This window comes from Streptomyces sp. NPDC024698, assembly GCF_055559015.1.
Genome location: NZ_JBVHLK010000006.1, coordinates 184221 through 203496, shown reverse-complemented (window position 1 = coordinate 203496; position 19276 = coordinate 184221). Strand labels below are relative to the sequence as shown.

18 protein-coding genes are annotated in these 19276 nt (G+C 71.8%); 9 read left to right on the top strand and 9 right to left on the bottom strand.

The features are described 5' to 3' along the window. Window positions 1-196: 196 nt before the first annotated feature. Together ACZ4AA_RS16500 and ACZ4AA_RS16495 are read left to right on the top strand one after the other, a co-directional pair. Window positions 197-1162: an MHYT domain-containing protein gene (locus ACZ4AA_RS16500; RefSeq protein WP_467601723.1), complete on the top strand. Its 966-nt coding sequence runs from the start codon at window positions 197-199 to the stop codon at window positions 1160-1162. Window positions 1163-1303: 141 nt separating this feature from the next. Next, a complete protein-coding gene (locus tag ACZ4AA_RS16495; protein WP_467601721.1) occupies window positions 1304-2119 on the top strand; it encodes an alpha/beta fold hydrolase in 816 nt (271 codons plus the stop codon). A 92-nt stretch (window positions 2120-2211) separates the two neighbouring features. Here the strand turns inward: ACZ4AA_RS16495 and ACZ4AA_RS16490 are convergent, their stop codons facing one another. After that, window positions 2212-2820, bottom strand: a complete 609-nt coding sequence (locus tag ACZ4AA_RS16490; protein ID WP_467601719.1) for an ATP-binding protein — start codon at window positions 2818-2820, stop codon at window positions 2212-2214. A 275-nt stretch (window positions 2821-3095) separates the two neighbouring features. Between ACZ4AA_RS16490 and ACZ4AA_RS16485 the strand changes: the two genes are divergently transcribed. Further along, entirely contained in the window at window positions 3096-3692 is a 597-nt protein-coding gene (locus tag ACZ4AA_RS16485; protein ID WP_467601717.1) for a TetR/AcrR family transcriptional regulator, read from the top strand. A gap of 75 nt (window positions 3693-3767) precedes the next feature. On the opposite strand, the gene ACZ4AA_RS16480 is transcribed toward ACZ4AA_RS16485, so the two are convergent. Next, window positions 3768-5417 carry a sigma-70 family RNA polymerase sigma factor gene (locus ACZ4AA_RS16480; protein ID WP_467601715.1) on the bottom strand — a complete coding sequence of 550 codons (1650 nt, stop codon included), beginning with the start codon at window positions 5415-5417 and terminating at the stop codon, window positions 3768-3770. A gap of 297 nt (window positions 5418-5714) precedes the next feature. Here ACZ4AA_RS16480 and ACZ4AA_RS16475 point away from each other — a divergent pair, with 297 nt between their 5' ends. Beyond that, window positions 5715-7124, top strand: a complete 1410-nt coding sequence (locus ACZ4AA_RS16475; RefSeq protein WP_467601713.1) for a DEAD/DEAH box helicase — start codon at window positions 5715-5717, stop codon at window positions 7122-7124. 8 nt (window positions 7125-7132) lie between these two features. Here ACZ4AA_RS16475 and ACZ4AA_RS16470 read toward each other — a convergent pair whose 3' ends face one another. From ACZ4AA_RS16470 to ACZ4AA_RS16455, 4 genes are all read right to left on the bottom strand, one after another. Beyond that, window positions 7133-8236, bottom strand: a complete 1104-nt coding sequence (locus ACZ4AA_RS16470) for a sensor histidine kinase (RefSeq protein ID WP_467601711.1) — start codon at window positions 8234-8236, stop codon at window positions 7133-7135. After that, window positions 8229-8924, bottom strand: coding sequence for a response regulator transcription factor (locus ACZ4AA_RS16465; protein WP_467601708.1), 696 nt, complete (start codon window positions 8922-8924; stop codon window positions 8229-8231). The genes ACZ4AA_RS16470 and ACZ4AA_RS16465 overlap by 8 nt, the downstream gene beginning before the upstream one ends. Before the next feature lie 167 nt (window positions 8925-9091). Continuing rightward, a complete protein-coding gene (locus tag ACZ4AA_RS16460; protein WP_467601706.1) occupies window positions 9092-9805 on the bottom strand; it encodes a VanZ family protein in 714 nt (237 codons plus the stop codon). A gap of 79 nt (window positions 9806-9884) precedes the next feature. Continuing rightward, complete coding sequence (locus ACZ4AA_RS16455; RefSeq protein ID WP_467601704.1) at window positions 9885-10904, bottom strand: aldo/keto reductase; 1020 nt, start codon at window positions 10902-10904, stop codon at window positions 9885-9887. Between the two features lie 246 nt (window positions 10905-11150). Here ACZ4AA_RS16455 and ACZ4AA_RS16450 point away from each other — a divergent pair, with 246 nt between their 5' ends. Further along, window positions 11151-11741: a TetR/AcrR family transcriptional regulator gene (locus ACZ4AA_RS16450; protein WP_467601702.1), complete on the top strand. Its 591-nt coding sequence runs from the start codon at window positions 11151-11153 to the stop codon at window positions 11739-11741. Between the two features lie 16 nt (window positions 11742-11757). On the opposite strand, the gene ACZ4AA_RS16445 is transcribed toward ACZ4AA_RS16450, so the two are convergent. Both ACZ4AA_RS16445 and ACZ4AA_RS16440 read right to left on the bottom strand, forming a co-directional pair. Continuing rightward, entirely contained in the window at window positions 11758-12516 is a 759-nt protein-coding gene (locus ACZ4AA_RS16445) for an ABC transporter permease (RefSeq protein WP_467601700.1), read from the bottom strand. Then, window positions 12506-13384, bottom strand: coding sequence for an ABC transporter ATP-binding protein (locus ACZ4AA_RS16440; RefSeq protein ID WP_467601698.1), 879 nt, complete (start codon window positions 13382-13384; stop codon window positions 12506-12508). Before ACZ4AA_RS16440 ends, ACZ4AA_RS16445 begins: the two co-directional genes overlap by 11 nt. Before the next feature lie 64 nt (window positions 13385-13448). Here ACZ4AA_RS16440 and ACZ4AA_RS16435 point away from each other — a divergent pair, with 64 nt between their 5' ends. Then, window positions 13449-14081 (top strand): TetR/AcrR family transcriptional regulator, encoded by a 633-nt coding sequence (locus ACZ4AA_RS16435; protein WP_467601696.1) that lies wholly within the window; start codon window positions 13449-13451, stop codon window positions 14079-14081. 34 nt (window positions 14082-14115) lie between these two features. Here ACZ4AA_RS16435 and ACZ4AA_RS16430 read toward each other — a convergent pair whose 3' ends face one another. Next, window positions 14116-15573 carry a PucR family transcriptional regulator gene (locus ACZ4AA_RS16430; RefSeq protein WP_467601694.1) on the bottom strand — a complete coding sequence of 486 codons (1458 nt, stop codon included), beginning with the start codon at window positions 15571-15573 and terminating at the stop codon, window positions 14116-14118. A 100-nt stretch (window positions 15574-15673) separates the two neighbouring features. On the opposite strand from ACZ4AA_RS16430, the gene ACZ4AA_RS16425 reads away from it, so the two are divergent. The 3 genes from ACZ4AA_RS16425 to ACZ4AA_RS16415 all read left to right on the top strand — a co-directional run bounded on the left by ACZ4AA_RS16425 (window position 15674) and on the right by ACZ4AA_RS16415 (window position 19137). Beyond that, window positions 15674-17209 (top strand): purine-cytosine permease family protein, encoded by a 1536-nt coding sequence (locus tag ACZ4AA_RS16425; RefSeq protein WP_467601692.1) that lies wholly within the window; start codon window positions 15674-15676, stop codon window positions 17207-17209. A gap of 70 nt (window positions 17210-17279) precedes the next feature. Beyond that, on the top strand, window positions 17280-17681 hold the full coding sequence (locus tag ACZ4AA_RS16420) for a YybH family protein (RefSeq protein WP_467601690.1): 402 nt from the start codon (window positions 17280-17282) through the stop codon (window positions 17679-17681). 16 nt (window positions 17682-17697) lie between these two features. Beyond that, complete coding sequence (locus tag ACZ4AA_RS16415) at window positions 17698-19137, top strand: gamma-aminobutyraldehyde dehydrogenase (protein WP_467601688.1); 1440 nt, start codon at window positions 17698-17700, stop codon at window positions 19135-19137. Window positions 19138-19276 lie beyond the last annotated feature (139 nt).

Here is a 19276-nt window from a genome sequence, read left to right as displayed (position 1 = left end):
CCGTCGAAATTCCCGGCCGGGCATCCGGGAGGAGACGAGGACGCGGACGCCTCGAGCGTGCCGAACCCGGGCTCCGGCACGGGATCGATAACGATCGCGCAAGTTTCAATCAACTTCGGCTTGAGAATTTGCTATCGCTACCAGGAAACGTGCTCAATGACCTTGCTTATGTCAGCAGTGAAGCGTTAGGGAGCGGATGAACGGCACGATCGACGGCTTCAGCTACGGGCTGGTCACCCCGGTGGCCGCCTACGTCATGGCCTGTGTGGGGTCGGCGCTGGGGCTGCGCTGTGTGGTGCGTACGGTGCACCACGAGCCCGGGTGGAGGCTGGGCTGGCTCGCCCTGGGGGCCAGCGCCCTGGGCTGCGGCATCTGGACGATGCACTTCATCGCCATGACGGGCTTCTCCGTCGCGGAGACGTCCATCACCTATGACGTCCCGCTGACCGTGCTCAGTCTCGTCGTGGCGATCGTGGTGGTCTCTGCGGGCGTCTTCATCGTCGGACACCGCGGTGCCACGCGCTCCGCTCTCACCGTGGGCGGCGCCATCACCGGCCTCGGTGTCGCGACGATGCACTACCTCGGCATGTTCGCGATGCAGCTCAACGGCGACCTCCGCTACAACGCGTTCACCGTGACCCTGTCCGTGGTCATCGCCCTGGTCGCGGCGATCGCCGCCCTGTGGGCCGCCGTCTCCGTGCAGGGCTTCGCCCGTACCCTCGGCGCCAGCCTCGTCATGGGCCTGGCCGTGACCGGCATGCACTACACGGGCATGGCCGCCGTGAGCGTCCATCTCCACAACACCATCGGGTCGGCCGTCGCCGGCCAGGGGGGCAGCTCGCTCCTCCTGCCGATGCTCCTGGGCCCGATCATCTTCCTCATCCTCGCCGCGGCCATCGTCATGTTCGACCCGGTCCTGATCCTCGGCGACGGCGGCTGGGACAAGCCGGCCGGGAACCGGTCCAAGGTCGTCGCACGCGGAAACGTCATGCCGGTGGACGTGTTCGGCATCCAGGACGCTCCGGCGCCGATGGCGCACAGCGCGCCGCAGGCCGGTCACTGGCAGTCGGCGTCGCCCCAGCGGCCCGCCGACGACGAGCGCGCGCAGTACAGGGACACGGGCGCCGGTGACCCCTACGCACCCCGGTACCAGGGGGAGTAACCCTCTCGCCCGCCTTTCGACGGCCCGGCCGACGCGATCACCCTCGCGCTCGTGCCGGGCCGTCGCCGTGCCCGGCGGAGGACTCGGGCCCTTCGTCACGCTTCGGACCCACTGGGATGATCTTGTGACTAGGGTGCCTGCATGACTTCCATAGCCGTGCGCGGTACGACGCTCCACTACGACGACCTCGGCTCCCCCGCCGGACTGCCCGTCCTGCTCATCCACGGCCATCCGTTCAACCGGACGCTCTGGGCCCCTCAGGCCGAAGCGCTCGTGGCGGCCGGGCACCGGGTCGTCACCCCGGACCTGCGCGGCTACGGCGACAGCGGGGTGGAGGACGGAACCGTTCGTCTCCACGACTTCGCCGACGACCTCGTGGCGCTCCTCGACCATCTGGAGATCGATCAGGCCGTGGTGGGCGGGGTCTCGATGGGCGGGCAGATCGCCATGGAGCTTCAGCGCGGCCACACCCGCCGCGTCCGCGCGCTCGTCCTGTCGGACACCTCGGCGCCGGCCGAGACGGACGAGGGCAAGGCCTTCCGCAACCGGCTGGCCGACCGTCTGCTCGCGGAGGGCATGGACGGCTACGCGGACGAGGTCATCGGCAAGATGCTCGCCGACTACAACGTCACCGCGATGCCGGAGGTCGCCGAGCACGTGCTGCGCATGATGCGCGCCACCGATCCGCGCGGAGCCGCGGCGGCCCTGCGCGGACGCACGGAGCGCCCCGACTACCGGGACACCCTCGCCGCCGTGCAGTCCCCCGTGCTGATCGTCGTCGGCGCCGACGACTTCTACACGCCGGTCTCCGAGGCCGAGGCCATCCACGCGCTCGTCCCGCACGCCGTCCTGGCCGTCGTCGAGGGCGCCGGCCATCTCCCCGGCGCCGAACAGCCCGGGCGGTTCAACGCCGCGCTCCTCGGCTTCCTGGCCACGCACGTGATCCCCCGGAGCTGAGCTCTCCGCCCGATCGACGGAGACGGGGACCGGGACCGGAACGGGGGGACGAAGACGGGACGGGCAAGGTCGGCGTCAAGGTTCAGCGGGTGCTACGAAGGGGTCTCCGCCGGCACCTCGAACCACATGGTCTTGCCCGTGGGCGTACAGGTGCTGCCCCAGCTCTCGGCGAGCAGGTCGAGGAGTTCGGTGCCGCGACCGCCCTCCGCGTCGGCGTCCGCCTCGCGGCGCACGGGGCAGACGGGGTCCGTGTCCTCGACCTCGCACACGAGGCGGTCGCCGCGCAGGCACAGGTTGAGCCGCAGCGGGCCGCGGGTGTGGCACAGGGCGTTGGTGACCAGTTCGCTGACCAGGAGTTCCGCGGTGTCGGCCAGGTCCTCCAGATCCCACTCGTCCAGCTGGGCCGTCACCAGCCGGCGCGCCCGGCCTGCCGAGGTCAGCTCCCGCGAGAGCGGCCAGGAGGCCTCCCAGGGGGTGACACACGCGCGGGGTGCGTCGAAGGGGCGGATCGGTTGCAGGACACGCGACCACAGAGCCCGGTTCCGGGCGAGCCACGAGGTGGGTGCAGCCTCCACGAATGCCTCGTTCTCCCGATCGCGTGTCGTGGCGTCCTCGCGCCCCGAGACCTCGGGTCGGCGGTAGAGCCGTGCGAAGCGCCCCCGGCGAGGTGTCGCCAGGAGATCTATGGCCCCCGGGGCCATGGAAATCAGTCCCTTCTGCACTGCCGGCGACCACACCGCTGAGGCGCGGCACGGACCCGTCGACGACCGGTCCGGACATGTGTCAGGTCACGCGTTCCCGTAACGCCCGTCACGATAACAAATATACATGTAGCAGTTGCTACGGTAAGAATCCTTTCCAAGGGTACTCATCAGACATATGGGATGTGTGAGGTGTCGCACGACCACCCGTCCGATCATGCCCGCGACCGCGTCGGCACGACGTCGCGTCCTCGCCGCGGCCACCGGGAGCCTTCATGCCACGACCGTCCGACCAGGCGAAACGACGTGAGCTGACCGACCGGGTCCGCGCCTACCTGGTGCGCAACGGCCTGGCCGGACTGTCGCTGCGCCCGCTCGCCCAGGCCCTGGGGACCAGCGACCGCATGCTCCTGTACTACTTCGGGAGCAAGGAGGCCATGGTCGCCGAGGCCCTCGCCCTGGACGAGAGGCGACCGCTCCTGCGGGCCCGGGAGACGCTCGGCGGCAACGCGTCCCCCCGGGACCCGGCGGGGATCCGGCGCTTCATGGAGGAGACCTGGCAGCAGTTCGGCGCCCCCGACCTGCGCCGGGCGCTCCCCCTGTACCTGGAGATCATGGCCGCCGGCCTGATCGATCCCGACCGGTACGGGCCCCTCCTGCGTGACGTGCTGGCCGAGTGGAGGGACCTGCTCGCCTCCGCCTTCCGCGGCCTCGGCATGACGGAGGGCCGGGCCCGTACCGAATCGGGCCTCCTGATCGACGCGACCTTCGGCATGCTCGTCGCCTCCCTGGCCGAGGACGGCCGGGAACGGGCGGACGCGGCCTTCCGCGCTCTCCTCGACCGCCTCGAACCCGGCTGGCACGTCAGCTGAGACGCGTCCGCCCGCGAGGTGTGGCCGCCTCGGCCGTGCCCGGCGACTCCCCGAAGGAGGCGGAGGGGCCGGACATCACAGCTTCGCCCCGAAGTCCTGGGTCCACCACGGGCCGCCCGACCCCTTGTGCACCCCGACGCCGATGTTCTTGAACGAGCAGTTGAGGATGTTCGCGCGGTGCCCCGGGCTGTTCATCCAGGAGTCCATCACGGCCTGCGGGGTCTGCTGCCCCATGGCGATGTTCTCGCCGTACGTGGACCACTGGTAACCGGCGGCGGTGATGCGCTGCCCCGGGTCGGCGCCGTCCGGGTTGGTGTGCTCGAAGAAGTTCCGGGCGGCCATGTCGTCGGAGTGGGCCTGGGCCGCGTCCTCCAGCTGCGGGTCCTCCGTGACCGGACCGCAGCCCGCCGCCGCCCGCTCCTTGTTCACCAGCGCCACCACCTGCCCGATGGTCGTCGTCGGAGCCGACTGCGCCTGGGCCACGCCGGCCGTCCGCCGGGCCGGCGCGGCCGAGGTCGCGGCGGCCGACTTGCTGGGCTCGGCGGGGCGCGACTTCTTCGAGGCCTTCGCCTTCGGCTTCCTCGACGGGGACGGAGAGGACGAGGCCGAGGCGCCTGCCGTCGCGGAGGAGGTGCCGGAGGCCTCCGGTGCCGAGAGGTCCACGACGGAGGTTCCCTTGTCGCGCGAAGGACCCGCGTCGTCCGTCCGCGACCCGGGGCCGAGGTCGAAGTACCAGAGGCCGCCGCCCGCCACACAGACCGCCACCAGGGCACCGCCCAGGGCTCGGCGCCGTACGCGTCGGCGCCTGCGCGCCTCCCCGCGCGAGGTCGCCCTGCCACGGGGCGCCCGGTGCCCGGACCCCGTCGAGCCCGGTTCGGCGTGCCCGGCGGCGGTCGGGGTCCGGGACGCCGAGCCCGTGGCGGCCATCCCTCCGGACGCGCTCCGCAGCGCCGCGGTCAGTCCCGGCGACACGGCGACGAGCGCCAGGCCGGCCAGCAGTCCCTCCGCGGGCATCAGACCGCTCCACAGACCGGAGCAACGGACACAGTCGCGGGCGTGCCGGGCGATCCGCTTGCGCCACAGCGCCGAGGGCCGGCCGTCCCACGAGGCGAGGACACCCCGCAGTTCCTCGCAGGGCGGCTGGGCGGCGAGGGCTCGTACGACCACCCGGGCCGTTTCCAACTGGGCCTTCATCCGCTGCACTTGGACCGCCGTGTGCTGCGGCGACAGCTCCAGCGCCTCGGCCACCTCGGCCCGGGTCACTTCACCGGCGCACTCCAGCCACCACAGAGAAAGCACCCCGCGGTCGTCGGGTTCGAGCCAGCGGGTCGCGAGCGCGGTCTCCCGGCGCTGCCCGGACAGCTGGAGCCGCACCATGGTCAGGTCCACGAAGTCGGCGCCCGGGTCGGCGAATTCCTCCGCCTCCTCCACGCCGTCCGGGGCCAGCCGGCGGTCCCGCCAGTGCGCCCGGACCTGGTTCATCGCGATCGCCACGAGCCAGGAGCGGAAGTTCTCCGGTTCGCGCAGGCTCTCCAGGCCGTCCAGGGCGCGGAGCATGGTGTTCTGCACGACGTCGTCGACGTCCACGGAGCCGTTCAGCGCGCGTCCGACGATGTTGTAGACCAAGGGGAGATAGGCGCTCACCAGGGCGTCCTGAGCCGCCGAGTCGCCCGACCGGGCGGCAGTCACCAGTGCCGCCGGCTCCACCGGGTTCTGTCTCCTCATAAAACTTCCCTGTCCTCGACTCCGAGCGATGCTGCCGTTGCCTGGGAGACCGCCCGCGGAACCTCGAATAACAGTTCTTCGGAGACTCGTTGCGGAGATGCTTGCCACACCGGGGCGCCGACCGCAAGGAAGAAGGTCACACCGGCGGGTGTCCGGCGGGTGCCCCCCGGCGGCCGGACCCCGCCGCGCCCGGGTCCACTGGTAAAATGGGGAGCACGCTTCGAAGTCACCGGGGCCCGTGCCGAGTGGTACGGGCCCCGGGGCGTTCCCGGGCGTCAGACTGAGGAAGGTTCCCCCATGAACGCGAAGCCGCCGGCCCCCGGACACTCCGACGCCGGCGGGCATCAGCCGGCGCCGCGGGACGAGACCCCGGCGCCGTCGTCCGGATCCGGCACCGGCCTGCCTCCCGTCGCCTCGTTCGACGCGCTCGGCCTGCCGGCGAACCTGGTGGCCGAGATGACCGGGCTCGGGGTGACGAAGCCCTTCCCGATCCAGGCCGCGACCCTGCCGAACGCGCTGGCGGGACACGACGTCCTCGGCCGGGCCAGGACCGGCTCCGGCAAGACGCTCGCCTTCGGACTGGCCCTGCTCGTCCGGACCGCGGGGCTGCGCGCGGAGGCCAAGCGGCCCCTGGCGCTGGTCCTGGTGCCCACCCGGGAGCTGGCCCAGCAGGTGAGCGACGCGCTGGAACCGTACGCGCGGACCTTGGACGTACGACTGGCGACGGTGGTGGGCGGTCTCTCGATCAACCGGCAGCAGGCACAGCTGAGGTCCGGCGTCGAGGTGCTCATCGCGACGCCGGGGCGGCTCACCGATCTGGTGTCACGCCGGGACTGCTTCCTGAACCAGGTGCGGATCACGGTTCTGGACGAGGCGGACCAGATGTGCGACCTGGGCTTCCTGCCCCAGGTCTCGGACCTCATGGAACAGGTGCGTGCCGACGGGCAGCGGCTGCTGTTCTCGGCGACGCTCGACCGCAACGTCGATCAGCTCGTCCAGAACTACCTCCACGACCCGGTGCACGCCTCGGTCGACCGGGTGGCGGGCTCGGTCGCCACGATGGAGCACCACGTGCTGAACATCCATGGCGCCGACAAGTACGCGACGGCGACCGAGATCGCCGCCCGTGACGGCCGGGTGCTGATGTTCCTGGACACCAAGGCGGGCGTGGACCAGTTCACCCGTCACCTGCGGGCCAGCGGCATCCGCGCCTCCGCCCTGCACAGCGGCAAGTCGCAGCCGCAACGCACGCACACGCTCGCCCAGTTCAAGAACGGCGAGATCAACGTGCTGGTGGCCACCAACGTCGCCGCGCGGGGCATTCACATCGACGCGCTCGACCTCGTCGTCAACGTGGACCCGCCCGCCGACGCCAAGGACTACCTGCACCGCGGCGGGCGCACCGCGCGCGCCGGAGAGTCCGGGAAGGTGGTCACCCTGGTCACCCCCGACCAGCGGCGCGAGGTGAACCGGCTGATGTCCGAGGCCGGCGTCCGGCCCACCGCCACACCGGTGCGCTCGGGCGAGGCCGCGCTGAGCGCCATCACCGGGGCCAAGCGTCCGCCGACGGGGCCGGTCACGGGCAACGCCCCCTTCCGCGGGATGGGCACCCGCCCCGGGCGCGCCGCCAAGGAGACCCGCAAGACCGCGGACGCCCGCAAGGCGGCGGAGGCCCGCGCGGCGGCCCGGGTGCGCAAGGGACGCTGAGTCCGGGGTCACCTGGCTCCGGGCAGCCGGACCGTGACCTGGAGACCGCCCTCGGGACGGGCCACGAGTTCGAGGGTCCCGTCGTGGGCCCGGACGACGCCGGCGACGATGGCGAGGCCGAGGCCGACACCGGTGTGTTCGTCGGTGCGTACGCGTTCCGTTCCCCGCCGGAACGGTTCGGTCAGGGTCGGCAGCAGCTCGGGCGGGAGCCGCCGGCCCGTGTTCTCGACCCGCAGCACGCTCGCGTCGCCGTGCGCCTCGGTGTGGACCGTCACGGTGCCGCCGTCGGGGAGGTTGTGGACGACGGCGTTCTGGACCAGGTTCGTCACCATCCGCAGCAGAAGCTCCGCTGAGCCGCTGGTACGGGCCGCCCCGCCGGTGACGTCGAGCGTGATCCGGCGCTGCTCGGCGAGCGGGAGCAGCGTTTCGGCGGCCTCCTCGGCGACGAGCGAGAGGTCGACGCGCTCACGGGGGAAGTCTCCGCGCTCGCTGCGGCCGAGCAGCAGGAGTGCCTCGGTGAGGTCGATCGCCCGCGTGTTGACGGCCCGCAACCGCTCGACGAGTTCGTCCCGGTCCCGCGTGGGGTCCTTGCGGGCGACGTCCAGGAGTGTCCGCGAGATCGCGAGCGGGGTGCGCAGTTCGTGGGAGGCGTTCGCGGCGAACCGCCGCTGCTCGGCCACGTGGGACTCGATCTGTTCGAGCATCGAGTCGAACGCGTCGGAGAGTTCGCGGAACTCGTCCTGGCGGCCCTTCATGCGGATCCGGTGGGACAGCGACCCGTTCGCGGCCGTCCGTACCGCGTCGGTGACCTGGGTCAGGGGCGAGAGCATCCGGCCGGCGAGGATCCATCCCCCGAGCAGGCCGAACGCCAGCAGGAAGGCCAGCGCGACGGCCGCGGCGGGCGCGAAGCCGCGCAGGAGGTCGGCGCGGCCGGGCCCGACGATGATCACGGCGCCGTACGTCCTCTGGATGAGCCTCGGGTCGTCGGCCGGCAGCCAGCGCAGCACGAAGACCCACATCACGGCCAGCAGGAGGGTCCCGGCGACGAAGAGGAATCCGGCGTAGCTGAGGGTGAGCTTCAGCCGGGCGCTGCGCCCCGGGCGTCTAGTCATGGAGGCCACGGGGGTCCGAGGGGTCGGTGCCGGTGTCGATCCGGTAGCCGACGCCTGGCACGGTGGCGATGATCCACGGTTCGCCGAGTCGTTTGCGCAGGGCGGAGACGGTGATGCGGACGGCGTTGGTGAAGGGGTTGGCGTTCTCGTCCCAGGCCCGCCCGAGCAGCTCTTCGGCGCTGATGACACCGCCCTCGGCGGCGACGAGGACTTCGAGCACGGCGAACTGCTTCCGGGTGAGCGCGACATGGCGTCCGTCGCGGAAGACCTCCCGGCGGAACGGGTCCAGCCGCAGGCCCCCGATCTCACGGACCGGCGGCCGGGCATGCGCGCGTCTGCGGTCGAGCGCCCTGAGCCGCATCACGAGCTCCCGCAGCTCGAACGGCTTGGTGAGGTAGTCGTCGGCACCGAGTTCGAAGCCGGAGGCCTTGTCGTCGATCCGGTCGGCGGCGGTGAGCATGAGGATCGGGATGCCGCTGCCCGAGGCGACGATGCGCCGGGCGACCTCGTCGCCCGAGGGGCCGGGGATGTCGCGGTCGAGGACGGCGAGGTCGTAGGAGTTGACGCCGAGCAGTTCCAGGGCGGAGTCGCCGTCGCCCGCGATGTCGGCGGCGATCGCCTCCAGCCGCAGACCGTCACGGACGGCCTCCGCCAGGTAGGGCTCGTCCTCCACGATCAGTACACGCATGTCCGAAGACTAAGCAGCAGGGCATATCGCCGTCGTATGCGAGGACGCGCACCCCGGCCGCGCCGTCGTGCGCGGCCACGCACCCCGACCGCGCCGAGGTGCGTGGCCGCGTACGCACGCCGAGTGCGCCGTGGTGGGCGACGCCGTGCGGGCACCGGGCACGCCGGTCAGCGGGCCGGAACCGGATCGGGCCGGCGGCGCCGCTCCGAGGGCGCCGCCGTCCGGGTGCGCCACCAGCGGCGCGACGCCAGCCCGGCCAGGACGGCGCCGGTGGCGTTGACCAGGACGTCGTCCACGGAGGACACCCGGTCCAGCCACAGGACGTACTGCGCGACCTCGACCAGGGCCGAGGAGGCCGCACCCAGTGCCAGGACCCTCGGCACGGACGCCAGGGACGCGAACCGCATCGGGGCGAAGAACCCCAGCGCCGCGAAGACCAGCAGGTTGCCGATGATCCCGCCCGCACCCATCGTGACCAGGTCCCGCAGGGGTACGAGGCTGACGCGGCGGGGAGCGACGCCGGGCGCCAGGCCGGGCATCATCGTCAGCCACAGGAACGGCACCGTCCCGTGGACCATGCCCACCTCGGCCAGCGACCGGCGCCACGCCCAGGTCGAGGTGGCGCCTCGGGCGTGCCGCCGGGACGCGAGCGCCCACGCGATCAGCACGGACAACGGCAGGGCGACCAGTGTCATGAGCACCACGCCGTTGAACGTGTCGTAGCAGCCGTGCCAGTGCCCGGCCACGCACCGCGGCGCGGCCATCATGAGCGGCCGACGTACGACGAACAGGGCGCCCGCCAGACCGAGGACCGCGAGGCCGAGGAGCACGGTCCCGCGCACGCGGCGGGGCGATGCCGACAGGGGTGCGTTGTTACTCATGCCGCCAGTCAAGAAGAGGACGGGTTGCGGCGGCGTATGCGGTTTCCGATACGCCCGCGATACACGGGGCCTCGGAGGATCAGCGGCGTCGCAGCGAGGGGTCGAGGAGCGCCGGCGGGGTGTCGAACTTCTCGTGCGGGGCGAGATCCGTGCCGGGGGCCACGATCGCGTCGACGGCGTCGAGGACGTCGGCGGTAAGCACGGTGTCGGCGGCGGCGAGCTGTGCGTGCAGATGGTCCGTCGTGCGGGGTCCGATGAGCGCGCTCGTCACGGCCGGATGCGCGGTCACGAATCCGAGCGCGAGCTGGATCATGGTGAGCCCCGCCTGCTCGGCGACCTCGGCCAGCTTCTCCACGGCATCCAGCCTGGCCCGGTTGAAGTCGGCGCTGATGTCGAAGCGCTGCGGCATGAGCGCCGAGCGGCTGGTGGTGATGTCACGCCCCTTCCTGACCGCGCCCGACAGCCAGCCCGAGGCCAGCGGGCTCCAGGCCAGGACACCGAGGCCGTACTCCTCGGTCACGGGCAGGACATGGGCCTCGATCCCCCGTTGCAGGATGGAGTAGCTGGGCTGTTCGGTGGCGAAGGGCCTCAAGTGATGCTCGCGGGCGGTCCATCGGGCCTGGACGATGCGGTGGGCGGGATAGGTGGACGAGCCGAAGTAACGGATCTTTCCCGCGCGTTGGAGATCGGTGAGGGCCGACAGGGTCTCCTCGTCGGAGGTGCTCGGGTCCCACCGGTGGATCTGGTAGAGATCGACGTGGTCGACGCCCAGCCTGCGCAGGCTGTTCTCCAGTTCGGTGATCAGCCAACGGCGTGAACCGCCCCGGTGGTTGCGCTCGTCGCCCATGGGCAGGCCGGCCTTCGTGGCCAGCACGATGTCGTCGCGGCGACCGGCGATGGCCTTGCCGACCATCTCCTCCGACTCGCCCTCGCCGTACATGTCGGCGGTGTCGATGAGGTTGATCCCGCCGTCGAGAGCCGCGTCCACGATCGCGGTGGCCTCGTCCTGGGTGGTGCGCCCGATCCTGCCGAAGTTCATCGCGCCGAGCGCGAGGGAGCCGACCTGAACACCGGTGCGGCCGAGCGTACGGTACTGCATGTCTGTGTCTCCTTCATCGCGGGCGAGCCGCCGCGAGGGCTTCGCGGGTTCGCCGCGGGTTGGTCGCCAGGTCCCCCGTCTGCCATCATGGGCAAACGGAACGGCGTCCCGTTTAACGATACGGAACAGCGTCCCGCTTCGCAAGGCAATGCGGAACGGTGTCCCGTTTAGCAGGACGGGCCGGGGCTTCGTGGCAGGTGAGCCCCGGCGCGGACGGACACGAAGACACGGAGGTAAAGGCACACGATGAGTGACAGCGACGAGACCAAGGGACAGGCGGCCCGCCCCAGACGGGCCGACGCCCGGCGCAACCAGGAGTCCCTGCTCGACGCCGCCGCCGCGATCTTCTCCGCGTCCGGCGTGGAGGCACCCGTGCGCGACATCGCCGCCAGGGCCGGCGTCGGGACGGCCACCATCTACCGCCACTTCCCGACGCGGGCCGACCTCATCGTCGCCGTCTACCGGCACCAGGTCGAGGCCTGCGCCGAGGCGGGACCGGTCCTGCTGAGCGAGAGCGGGTCACCCTACGAGGCGCTGTCCCGGTGGATCGATCTGTTCGTCGACTTCCTCGCCACCAAGCACGGGCTCGCCGCCGTACTCCAGCCCGACAACACGGCGTTCGAGACGCTGCACACCTACTTCCTCGACCGCCTGCTCCCCGTGTGCGCCCAACTCCTCGACGCTGCGGCCGAGTCCGGCGAGATCCGCCCCGGCCCGACGGCCTACGAGCTGATGCGCGGTATCGGCAACCTCTGCATCGGCGCCCACAACGACCCGCGCTACGACGCGAGACGGCTGGTCGACACCCTCGTCGCGGGCCTGCGCCGACCCGAGTAGCCGCCCGCGCTTCCCGCTAGAGGGCCACCAACCGGCCGCTGCGGCCCCGGAGTCGGACGGAGGCGACGCATCCGCAGACCAGCGCCACGCCGAGCAGCGTGCCGCAGGCCTCCGCCACCGTGGTCGTGTCTCCGGACAGGGCGGCACGCATGCCGCGAACGGCCCAGTAGCCGGGCGAGGCAGGGGCGATGTCCGAGACCCAGACCGGCAGGGCGGCGAGCGGGACGAGCGCGCCGCCGACGCTGCTCAGCAGCATCCCGCCGATGTCGAACGCGGCCGACAGGGCGCCCAGGCTGCGCACCAGCACGCCGAACAGGGCACCGAGTCCGAGGAGTGCGCAGCTCCAGCTGAGCAGAACACCCAGGAGCAGGAACGGATGCGGGACACGCAGGCCGAAGGCGCACACGGCGAATCCCACGACAAGGAACTGCTGGGCGAGCAGCACCGCGAAGGCCGGAACGGCCTTGCCCACCAGCAGTTCGGCGGGACGCAGGGTGGTTCCGCGCAGCCGGTCCCAGGTCCGGCCGAGCCGTTCGGTCAGGATCGCGCCGCCGCAGATGCTGAGCGCGAGCAGCGAGAAGGTGACCAGCGTGCCGACGACCGCTTGTTCCGTGCCGGCCGCGCGGCCCTGCCCGGCGAGGTAGAGCGGGCGCAGCAGCGTGATGAAGACGAGCGGAAGGATCATCCGGCTCAGGACCGGGCCGGGTTCGCGCGCCATGAGCAGCACGTTGTGGCGCACCAGCACCCTCAGACGGGCGGCGGACTCACGCGGCATCACGGACCTCCGCGGGCGTCGCGGTTCCGGCGGTCTCCATGGAGCGGTAGAGATCGTCGAGTCCGGGCCTGCGTATGTCGACGGAGACGGGTGTCCGTCCGGACGCGAGCAGGGCGGCCAGATCGGCACCGGGGTCCATGGTCGGCCGGCGCAGCTCGGGTTCGTCCGGGTCGGCGAAGGTGACCCGGAGTTCGCCGGGCAGATGGCGGGTGAGTTCGTCCTGGGTGCCGCGCGCGATGATCCGCCCGTCCCGCGCGAGCGCCAACGTGGCGTCCAGATCGACGAGTTCGGGCAGATAGTGGGTCGTGTAGACGACGGCCGCACCCGCTTCGGCGCGTGCTCTGACCGCGTTCAGGAGGGCCGAACGGGTCTCGGGGTCGGCTCCGGCGGTCGGCTCGTCCAGCAGGAGCAGCGGCGGTGATCCGACCATGGCGGTGGCCGCCTGGACCCGGCGGCGCTGCCCTCCGGACAGGGCGGCCACGGGCCGGTCCGCCACGGCGGTCAGGCGCAGTTCGTCCAGGACGTCGGCGATCTCCGCGTCCCCGCGCCGTCCGCGGAATCCCGCGAGTCCGGCGAACAGCCGCAGGTTCTCGCGCGCGGTGGTGCTCCCGTACAGGGCGAGTTCCTGCGGGGCCACGCCGAGGAAGCGCCGTGCGGCCCGGCCGTCGCGCAGGGCGTCGAGCCCCGCGATGGCGACGCGGCCCGCGTCGGGGCGTACGAGACCGGAGACGATCTCGACGAACGTCGTCTTGCCCGCGCCGTTGTGGCCGATCAGACCCACGATCTCCCCGGCCGGGACCGTCAGGCCGAACCCGTCGAGCGCGCGGCGTGAGCCGTAGCGCTTCACCAATCCCTCTGCGGTCAGCATCATCCGTCCTTCATGAGGTCTACGCCGTACACGTCTACGCCGTATACGTCTACACTGTAGACCCATGAGTGGGAGACGGGAAGAGATCCTGGACGCCGCCGTGGCCATCGCCGACGAGCACGGGGTCGACGCCGTCTCGATGCGCGCCCTGGCCGATCGCGTCGGAGTGACGCCCATGGCGCTGTACCGGCACGTCAAGGACAAGTCGGCACTGCTGGACGGCATGGTCGGGCGACTGCTCACCACGTTGCTGCCCTCGGACCGCGCCGAGCACCGCACCTGGGACGAACGGCTCCGCGCCCTCGCGCACGCGGCCCGAGAGGTGACCCAGCGGCACCCCTGGGCCGCGTATCTGCTCTTCTCGCGGCCCGCCGTCACCCCGGACGGCCTGCGCGCGGTGGACATCATCTACACCGCGCTCATCGAGGCCGGGGTCCCCGAGCCCCAGGTGCCCCGGCTGGAACGCCTGATCAGCACCTTCGTCATCGGCTTCGCCGCCTCCGAGGCCTCGGGCCGCTTCACTCCCGGCGCCGACGACCCGCGCGGCCGTCGGGGTCATCTCGACGCAGGTGACCTCCCCGGCCACAGCACGCTCGCGCCGTGGCTCGACCTGCCCCTCGACCTCACCGCCGAGTTCGAGGCCGACCTCGCCGACATCACGCGTCTGGTCGAGGCGGCCGCACGGCGCGCGGGATGATCCGCGCCCGGGTCGCGCGGAACAGCGGGCCCGCTCAGTCGGTGAGGCCCAGCGCCCCCGCCGCCTGGATCGCGAGCCAGACCTCGGCCAGAGCCGCCGTCGACGTCAGATCACGGTCGGCGAGCGCGCCGAAGCGGCGCAACCGGTAGGCGAGGGTGTTGGGGTGGATGTGCAGCGCGGCGGCGGCCGTCTCGGTGCGCCGGTCGCGTTCCATCCAGGTGCGGGCGGAGACCAGCAGCCGCGAGTCGTGGCTCTCGTCGTAACGCAGTACGCCGCCGAGCACATGCTCGACCAGCGCCGTCAGGACGGCGGGATCGTCGGGCAGCCACCGGCCCGCCCCGTCGTCCCCGTAGTGGACGACACCACGGCCCGACTCGACCGCCGTGGACACCGCCCACAGAGCCTCACGCTGGGCGACCTTCAGCGCGGCACCCGGCGTGAAGGGGCGGCTGGCCCCGGCCGCCACCGAGGGCAGCTCGCCGACGGCCGCCGCCAGCTCGGGCGCCCCGAGGACATAGCGGTCCTCGCCTCGGGTGAGCAGCAGATGCGGCCGGTCCTCCAGGCAGCGCAGCAGCGCCTCGTCGGTGGCGCGGCGCACGATGAGCAGCACGGTGTCGCCCTCGATCGCGTGCCGGGCCAGCCTGCGCCGCGCCGCCTCGGGGTCGAGCACCTCCTGGAGCAGTTCGGCGAACGTCTCCGCTCCCTCGCGGCGCAGGGTCTCGCGTTGGTTGCGCACCATCGCCAGCCGCAGGGCCGCGACGGTGGCGATGTGCTGGACGACGGCGAGCCCTGCGGGCCGGGCGCCCTCGCGCTCGTACGCGACGAGAAAGCCCGCGGGTCCGCCGGGCGCGGGCACCGGGAGGACGAATCCGCCGGGGATCGTCGGCGGGGCGTCGACGGACGCGGGCAGGACGGCCGGGTCGGGCACGGGGACGCCGGGCAGCAGCGGGCGCCCCTGGGGTGTGCAGAGGAACACGTCGTAGCCGGACAGGCCTTCGAGGCGGCGCAGGAGTGTCGGTGTGTCCAGGTCCTCCGTGACCAGCCAGCGCAGCGCGCCGAACACCTGGAGCTGTGCGCCCAGCCGGTGCCTGGCCTCCTCCTGCGCCGAGGCCGCGACCTCCTGGGCGACGGCGATGAAGGGGACGGCGAGCGGCACCTCCAGGACCGGGAAGCCCCGCTCATCCGCCGCCCGGAAGAACGCATCGTGCAGCGGGGGCATGTGCAGCTGCGCGGAGAGCGCGAGACCGGACGCCCCCGCGTCGTCCAGGCGCTCCAGATAGGCGCGCTGTTCCGCCGCGCTCCTGGGGATGGCCAGGCCCGCGGTCATGATCAGCTCGGCTCCCATGAGCCAGGGCGTCGGGTCGACGAGCTCGCTGGCGTGGGCCCAGGAGACGGCCCGATCCAGACCGCCGCCGGCCTTCAATGTCAGCTGGAGGGCGGGCGAGGAGAGCAGGTCCTGGATCGTCAGTTTGTTGCCGGCCACAAAAGACATGGTACGCATCTGTGATACCCACCATTGTCGCAGGTCACCGGGGGCCTCACACTGTGGGTGCCGATATTTGAGTGGTGTACAAAAATAGATGGGAGGGGCCGTGACGACATCGGTCACCGAAATCGAGACATACGGCGTCGAGCGGATCCCCGACGAGGACCGCACGGCCCGGCCGATCGACCTGTTCCGGCTCGCCTTCGGCGGCGCCAACACGTTCGCGACCTGTGTGCTGGGCGCCTTCCCGATCCTCTTCGGCCTCTCCTTCTGGCAGGGGCTCGCGGCGACCGTCCTCGGCCTGGTCGCGGGTGCGCTGCTGCTGGCTCCGATGGCGCTGTTCGGCCCCGCCAACGGCACGAACAACGCCGTCTCCTCCTCCGCGCACCTGGGTGTCCACGGCCGGGTCGTCGGTTCCTTCCTGTCCCTGCTCACCGCGATCGCGTTCTTCTCGATCTCGGTGTGGTCCTCGGGAGACGCGCTCGTCGGCGGCGCGCACCGGCTGGTCCACGTCCCCGAGTCGGACGTCACGTACGGCGTCGCGTACGCGATCTTCGCCGGGCTCGTGCTCGTCGTCTGCGTCTACGGCTTCCGTTTCATGCTGCTGGTCAACAAGATCGCGGTGATGGCGGCCTCGGCCCTGTTCGTGCTCGGCGCGTTCGCCTTCGCGGGTGACTTCGACCCCGGTTACGCGGGCGCCTTCGCCTCGACGCACGACGCGATGTTCTGGCCCTCGTTCATCGGCGCCGCGCTGATCGTGCTCTCCAACCCGGTCTCCTTCGGCGCGTTCCTCGGTGACTGGTCGCGCTACATCCCGGCGAACACCCCGCGCCGACGGGTGATGGGCGCCGCGTTCCTGGCGCAGATCGCCACCCTGCTGCCGTTCCTCTTCGGCCTCGCGACCGCCTCGATCATCGCCTCGAAGGCCGCGAAGTACGTCGACCCGGCCGCCCCGAACTACGTCGGCGGACTGCTGGCGATCTCCCCGGGCTGGTACTTCCTGCCGCTCTGCCTGATCGCCCTGATCGGCGGCCTGTCCACCGGTACGACGTCCCTCTACGGCACGGGCCTGGACTTCTCCAGCGTCTTCCCGCGCTTCAACCGTGTCCAGGCCACCTTCTTCATCGGCGTCCTGTCCATCGCGTTCATCTTCATCGGCCGCTTCGCGCTGAACCTCACGCAGTCCATCTCCACCTTCGCCACGCTGATCATCACCTGCACGGCACCGTGGATGGTCGTCATGGCGCTCGGCTTCGTCACCCGGCGCGGCTGGTACGACGCGGAGGACCTCCAGGTCTTCAACCGGCGTCAGCGCGGCGGCCGCTACTGGTTCGCGCACGGCTGGAACTGGCGTGGCATGGGCACCTGGCTGGTCAGCGCCGTCGTGGCCCTGCTCTTCACCAACCTGCCGGGCCAGTTCGTCGGCCCGCTGGGCAACCTGGCGAACGGCGCGGACATCTCCCTGCCGGTCGGCCTCGCCCTCGCGGTCGTCCTCTACTTCGCCGCGCTCACCTTCTTCCCCGAGCCGCGCGCCGTGTTCGGTCCCGAAGGACCCCGCTTCGTCCCGTCGACCGACGCCGAGATCACGCCGATCACCGGTGGCGCCGAGGAGAAGACCGCAGAGCCCGCCGCGGCCGTCTGACCCTCCCCCGCCACCCCCACCGACCGGGCGCCCGGCCCTGACGCCGGGCGCCCCTGAGCAGGAGCCGCGCATGAGCACCACCACCGTCCAGGAGATCCGGGCCGCCGCGGACGCGCTCGTCGCCGCCTTCGCCGAGGGCCGCCTCGACGACTACTTCGGCGCCTTCGCACCGGAGGCGACCTTCGTCTTCCACACCACTGCGCAGCGTCTCGGCTCGACCGCCGAGTACCGCGCCCTGTGGCGGGAGTGGGTCGAGCAGGACGGCTTCCGCGTCCTCGGCTGCACCTCGTCGGCACAGCTCGTCCAGCCCTTCGGCGACACGGCCGTCTTCAGCCACGACGTGGAGACCCGGGTCGCCACGAACGCCGGCGAGGAGACGGTGCACGAGCGGGAGACCATCGTCTTCGCCCGCTCCGAGGACGGCGCCTGGCTCGCCGTGCACGAGCACCTGTCCCCCCGCACCGCCGCCTGACCAGGAGAGACGTTCCATGAGCAGCACGTTCCGCAACTACATCGACGGCTCGTTCGCGGATGCCGCCGACGGCCGGACCCTCGATGTGGTCGACCCCACCACAGGTGACGTCTACGCGACCTCCCCGCTCTCGGGGGCGGCCGACGTCGACGCGGCGATGGCGGCCGCGGCCGCCGCGTTCCCCGTCTGGCGCGACGCGACACCGTCCGTGCGGCAGCGGGCGCTGCTGAAGATCGCCGACGCGATGGAGGCACGCGCCGAGGAACTGGTCGCCGCCGAGAGCCGCGACACCGGCAAGCCGCTGCACCTCACCCTCAACGAGGAACTCGGCCCCGCGATCGACCAGGTCCGCTTCTTCGCGGGCGCGGCCCGGATGCTGGAGGGCCGCTCGGCCGGCGAGTACATGGAGGGTATGACCTCGATCATCCGCCGTGAGCCGGTCGGCGTCTGCGCCCAGGTGGCGCCGTGGAACTACCCCCTGCTGATGGCGGTCTGGAAGTTCGCCCCGGCGCTCGCCGCGGGCAACGCGGTCGTCCTGAAGCCCTCGGACACCACGCCGGCCTCCACGGTGCTGATCGCGGAGATCATCGGCGGGGTCCTTGAGGAGCTCGGCCTGCCCAAGGGAATCTTCAACGTGGTCTGCGGCGACCGCGACACCGGCCGTCTGATGGTCGAGCACCCGACCCCGGCGATGGCCTCCATCACCGGCTCGGTCCGCGCCGGCATCCAGGTCGCCCAGAGCGCGGCCAAGGACGTCAAGCGGGTCCACCTGGAGCTGGGCGGCAAGGCCCCGGCCGTGGTCTTCGAGGACGCCGACCTGACGAAGGCGGTCGAGGACCTGGCCGTCGGCGGCTTCTTCAACGCCGGCCAGGACTGCACGGCCGCGACCCGCGTCCTGGTCCACGCCTCGGTCCACGACGAGTTCGTCGCGGCGCTCGCCGAGGCCGCGGCCGGGACGAAGACCGGCCGGCCGGACGACGAGGACGTCCTGTACGGGCCGCTCAACAACGCGGGCCAGCTCGCCCAGGTCAGCGGCTTCATCGAGCGGCTGCCCGAGCACGCGCGCGTCGAGGCCGGCGGTCACCGGGTCGGCGACCAGGGCTACTTCTACGCCCCGACCGTCGTCTCGGGCCTCAGGCAGGACGACGAGATCATCCAGAACGAGGTCTTCGGCCCGGTCATGACCGTCCAGTCGTTCACGGACGAGGACCAGGCCGTCGCCTACGCCAACGGCGTCGACTACGCGCTGGCCTCCTCGGTGTGGACCAAGGACCACGCGCGAGCGATGCGCATGTCGAAGAGGCTCGACTTCGGCTGCGTGTGGATCAACTCCCACATGGCGCTCGTCGCCGAGATGCCGCACGGCGGGTTCAAGCGGTCGGGCTACGGCAAGGACCTGTCCGCGTACGGCTTCGAGGACTACACCCGGATCAAGCACGTCATGACGTCGCTCTGATTCGGACCTGACGACGACGCAGGGGTGGGGCCCGCCGCGCGCCCGGGCCCCCCCCCCCCCCGGGACCACCCGGGCCGAGTAACCCCGGCGCCAACCACAGGCCCGGAAAAACGGCCAACCCCCCCCACGAGGTGGTCTA

Bases quoted from the DNA above. Each gene is read 5' to 3' on its own strand.
- ACZ4AA_RS16450 (WP_467601702.1), top strand. From the start codon at position 11,151: ATGAGTGACAGCGACGAGACCAAGGGACAGGCGGCCCGCCCCAGACGG.
- ACZ4AA_RS16500 (WP_467601723.1), top strand. From the start codon at position 197: ATGAACGGCACGATCGACGGCTTCAGCTACGGGCTGGTCACCCCGGTG.
- ACZ4AA_RS16430 (WP_467601694.1), bottom strand. From the start codon at position 15,573: ATGTCTTTTGTGGCCGGCAACAAACTGACGATCCAGGACCTGCTCTCC.
- ACZ4AA_RS16440 (WP_467601698.1), bottom strand. From the start codon at position 13,384: ATGCTGACCGCAGAGGGATTGGTGAAGCGCTACGGCTCACGCCGCGCG.
- ACZ4AA_RS16435 (WP_467601696.1), top strand. From the start codon at position 13,449: ATGAGTGGGAGACGGGAAGAGATCCTGGACGCCGCCGTGGCCATCGCC.
- ACZ4AA_RS16470 (WP_467601711.1), bottom strand. From the start codon at position 8,236: ATGACTAGACGCCCGGGGCGCAGCGCCCGGCTGAAGCTCACCCTCAGC.
- ACZ4AA_RS16480 (WP_467601715.1), bottom strand. From the start codon at position 5,417: ATGAGGAGACAGAACCCGGTGGAGCCGGCGGCACTGGTGACTGCCGCC.
- ACZ4AA_RS16475 (WP_467601713.1), top strand. From the start codon at position 5,715: ATGAACGCGAAGCCGCCGGCCCCCGGACACTCCGACGCCGGCGGGCAT.
- ACZ4AA_RS16420 (WP_467601690.1), top strand. From the start codon at position 17,280: ATGAGCACCACCACCGTCCAGGAGATCCGGGCCGCCGCGGACGCGCTC.
- ACZ4AA_RS16415 (WP_467601688.1), top strand. From the start codon at position 17,698: ATGAGCAGCACGTTCCGCAACTACATCGACGGCTCGTTCGCGGATGCC.
- ACZ4AA_RS16445 (WP_467601700.1), bottom strand. From the start codon at position 12,516: ATGCCGCGTGAGTCCGCCGCCCGTCTGAGGGTGCTGGTGCGCCACAAC.
- ACZ4AA_RS16490 (WP_467601719.1), bottom strand. From the start codon at position 2,820: ATGGCCCCGGGGGCCATAGATCTCCTGGCGACACCTCGCCGGGGGCGC.
- ACZ4AA_RS16485 (WP_467601717.1), top strand. From the start codon at position 3,096: ATGCCACGACCGTCCGACCAGGCGAAACGACGTGAGCTGACCGACCGG.
- ACZ4AA_RS16465 (WP_467601708.1), bottom strand. From the start codon at position 8,924: ATGCGTGTACTGATCGTGGAGGACGAGCCCTACCTGGCGGAGGCCGTC.
- ACZ4AA_RS16455 (WP_467601704.1), bottom strand. From the start codon at position 10,904: ATGCAGTACCGTACGCTCGGCCGCACCGGTGTTCAGGTCGGCTCCCTC.
- ACZ4AA_RS16460 (WP_467601706.1), bottom strand. From the start codon at position 9,805: ATGAGTAACAACGCACCCCTGTCGGCATCGCCCCGCCGCGTGCGCGGG.
- ACZ4AA_RS16495 (WP_467601721.1), top strand. From the start codon at position 1,304: ATGACTTCCATAGCCGTGCGCGGTACGACGCTCCACTACGACGACCTC.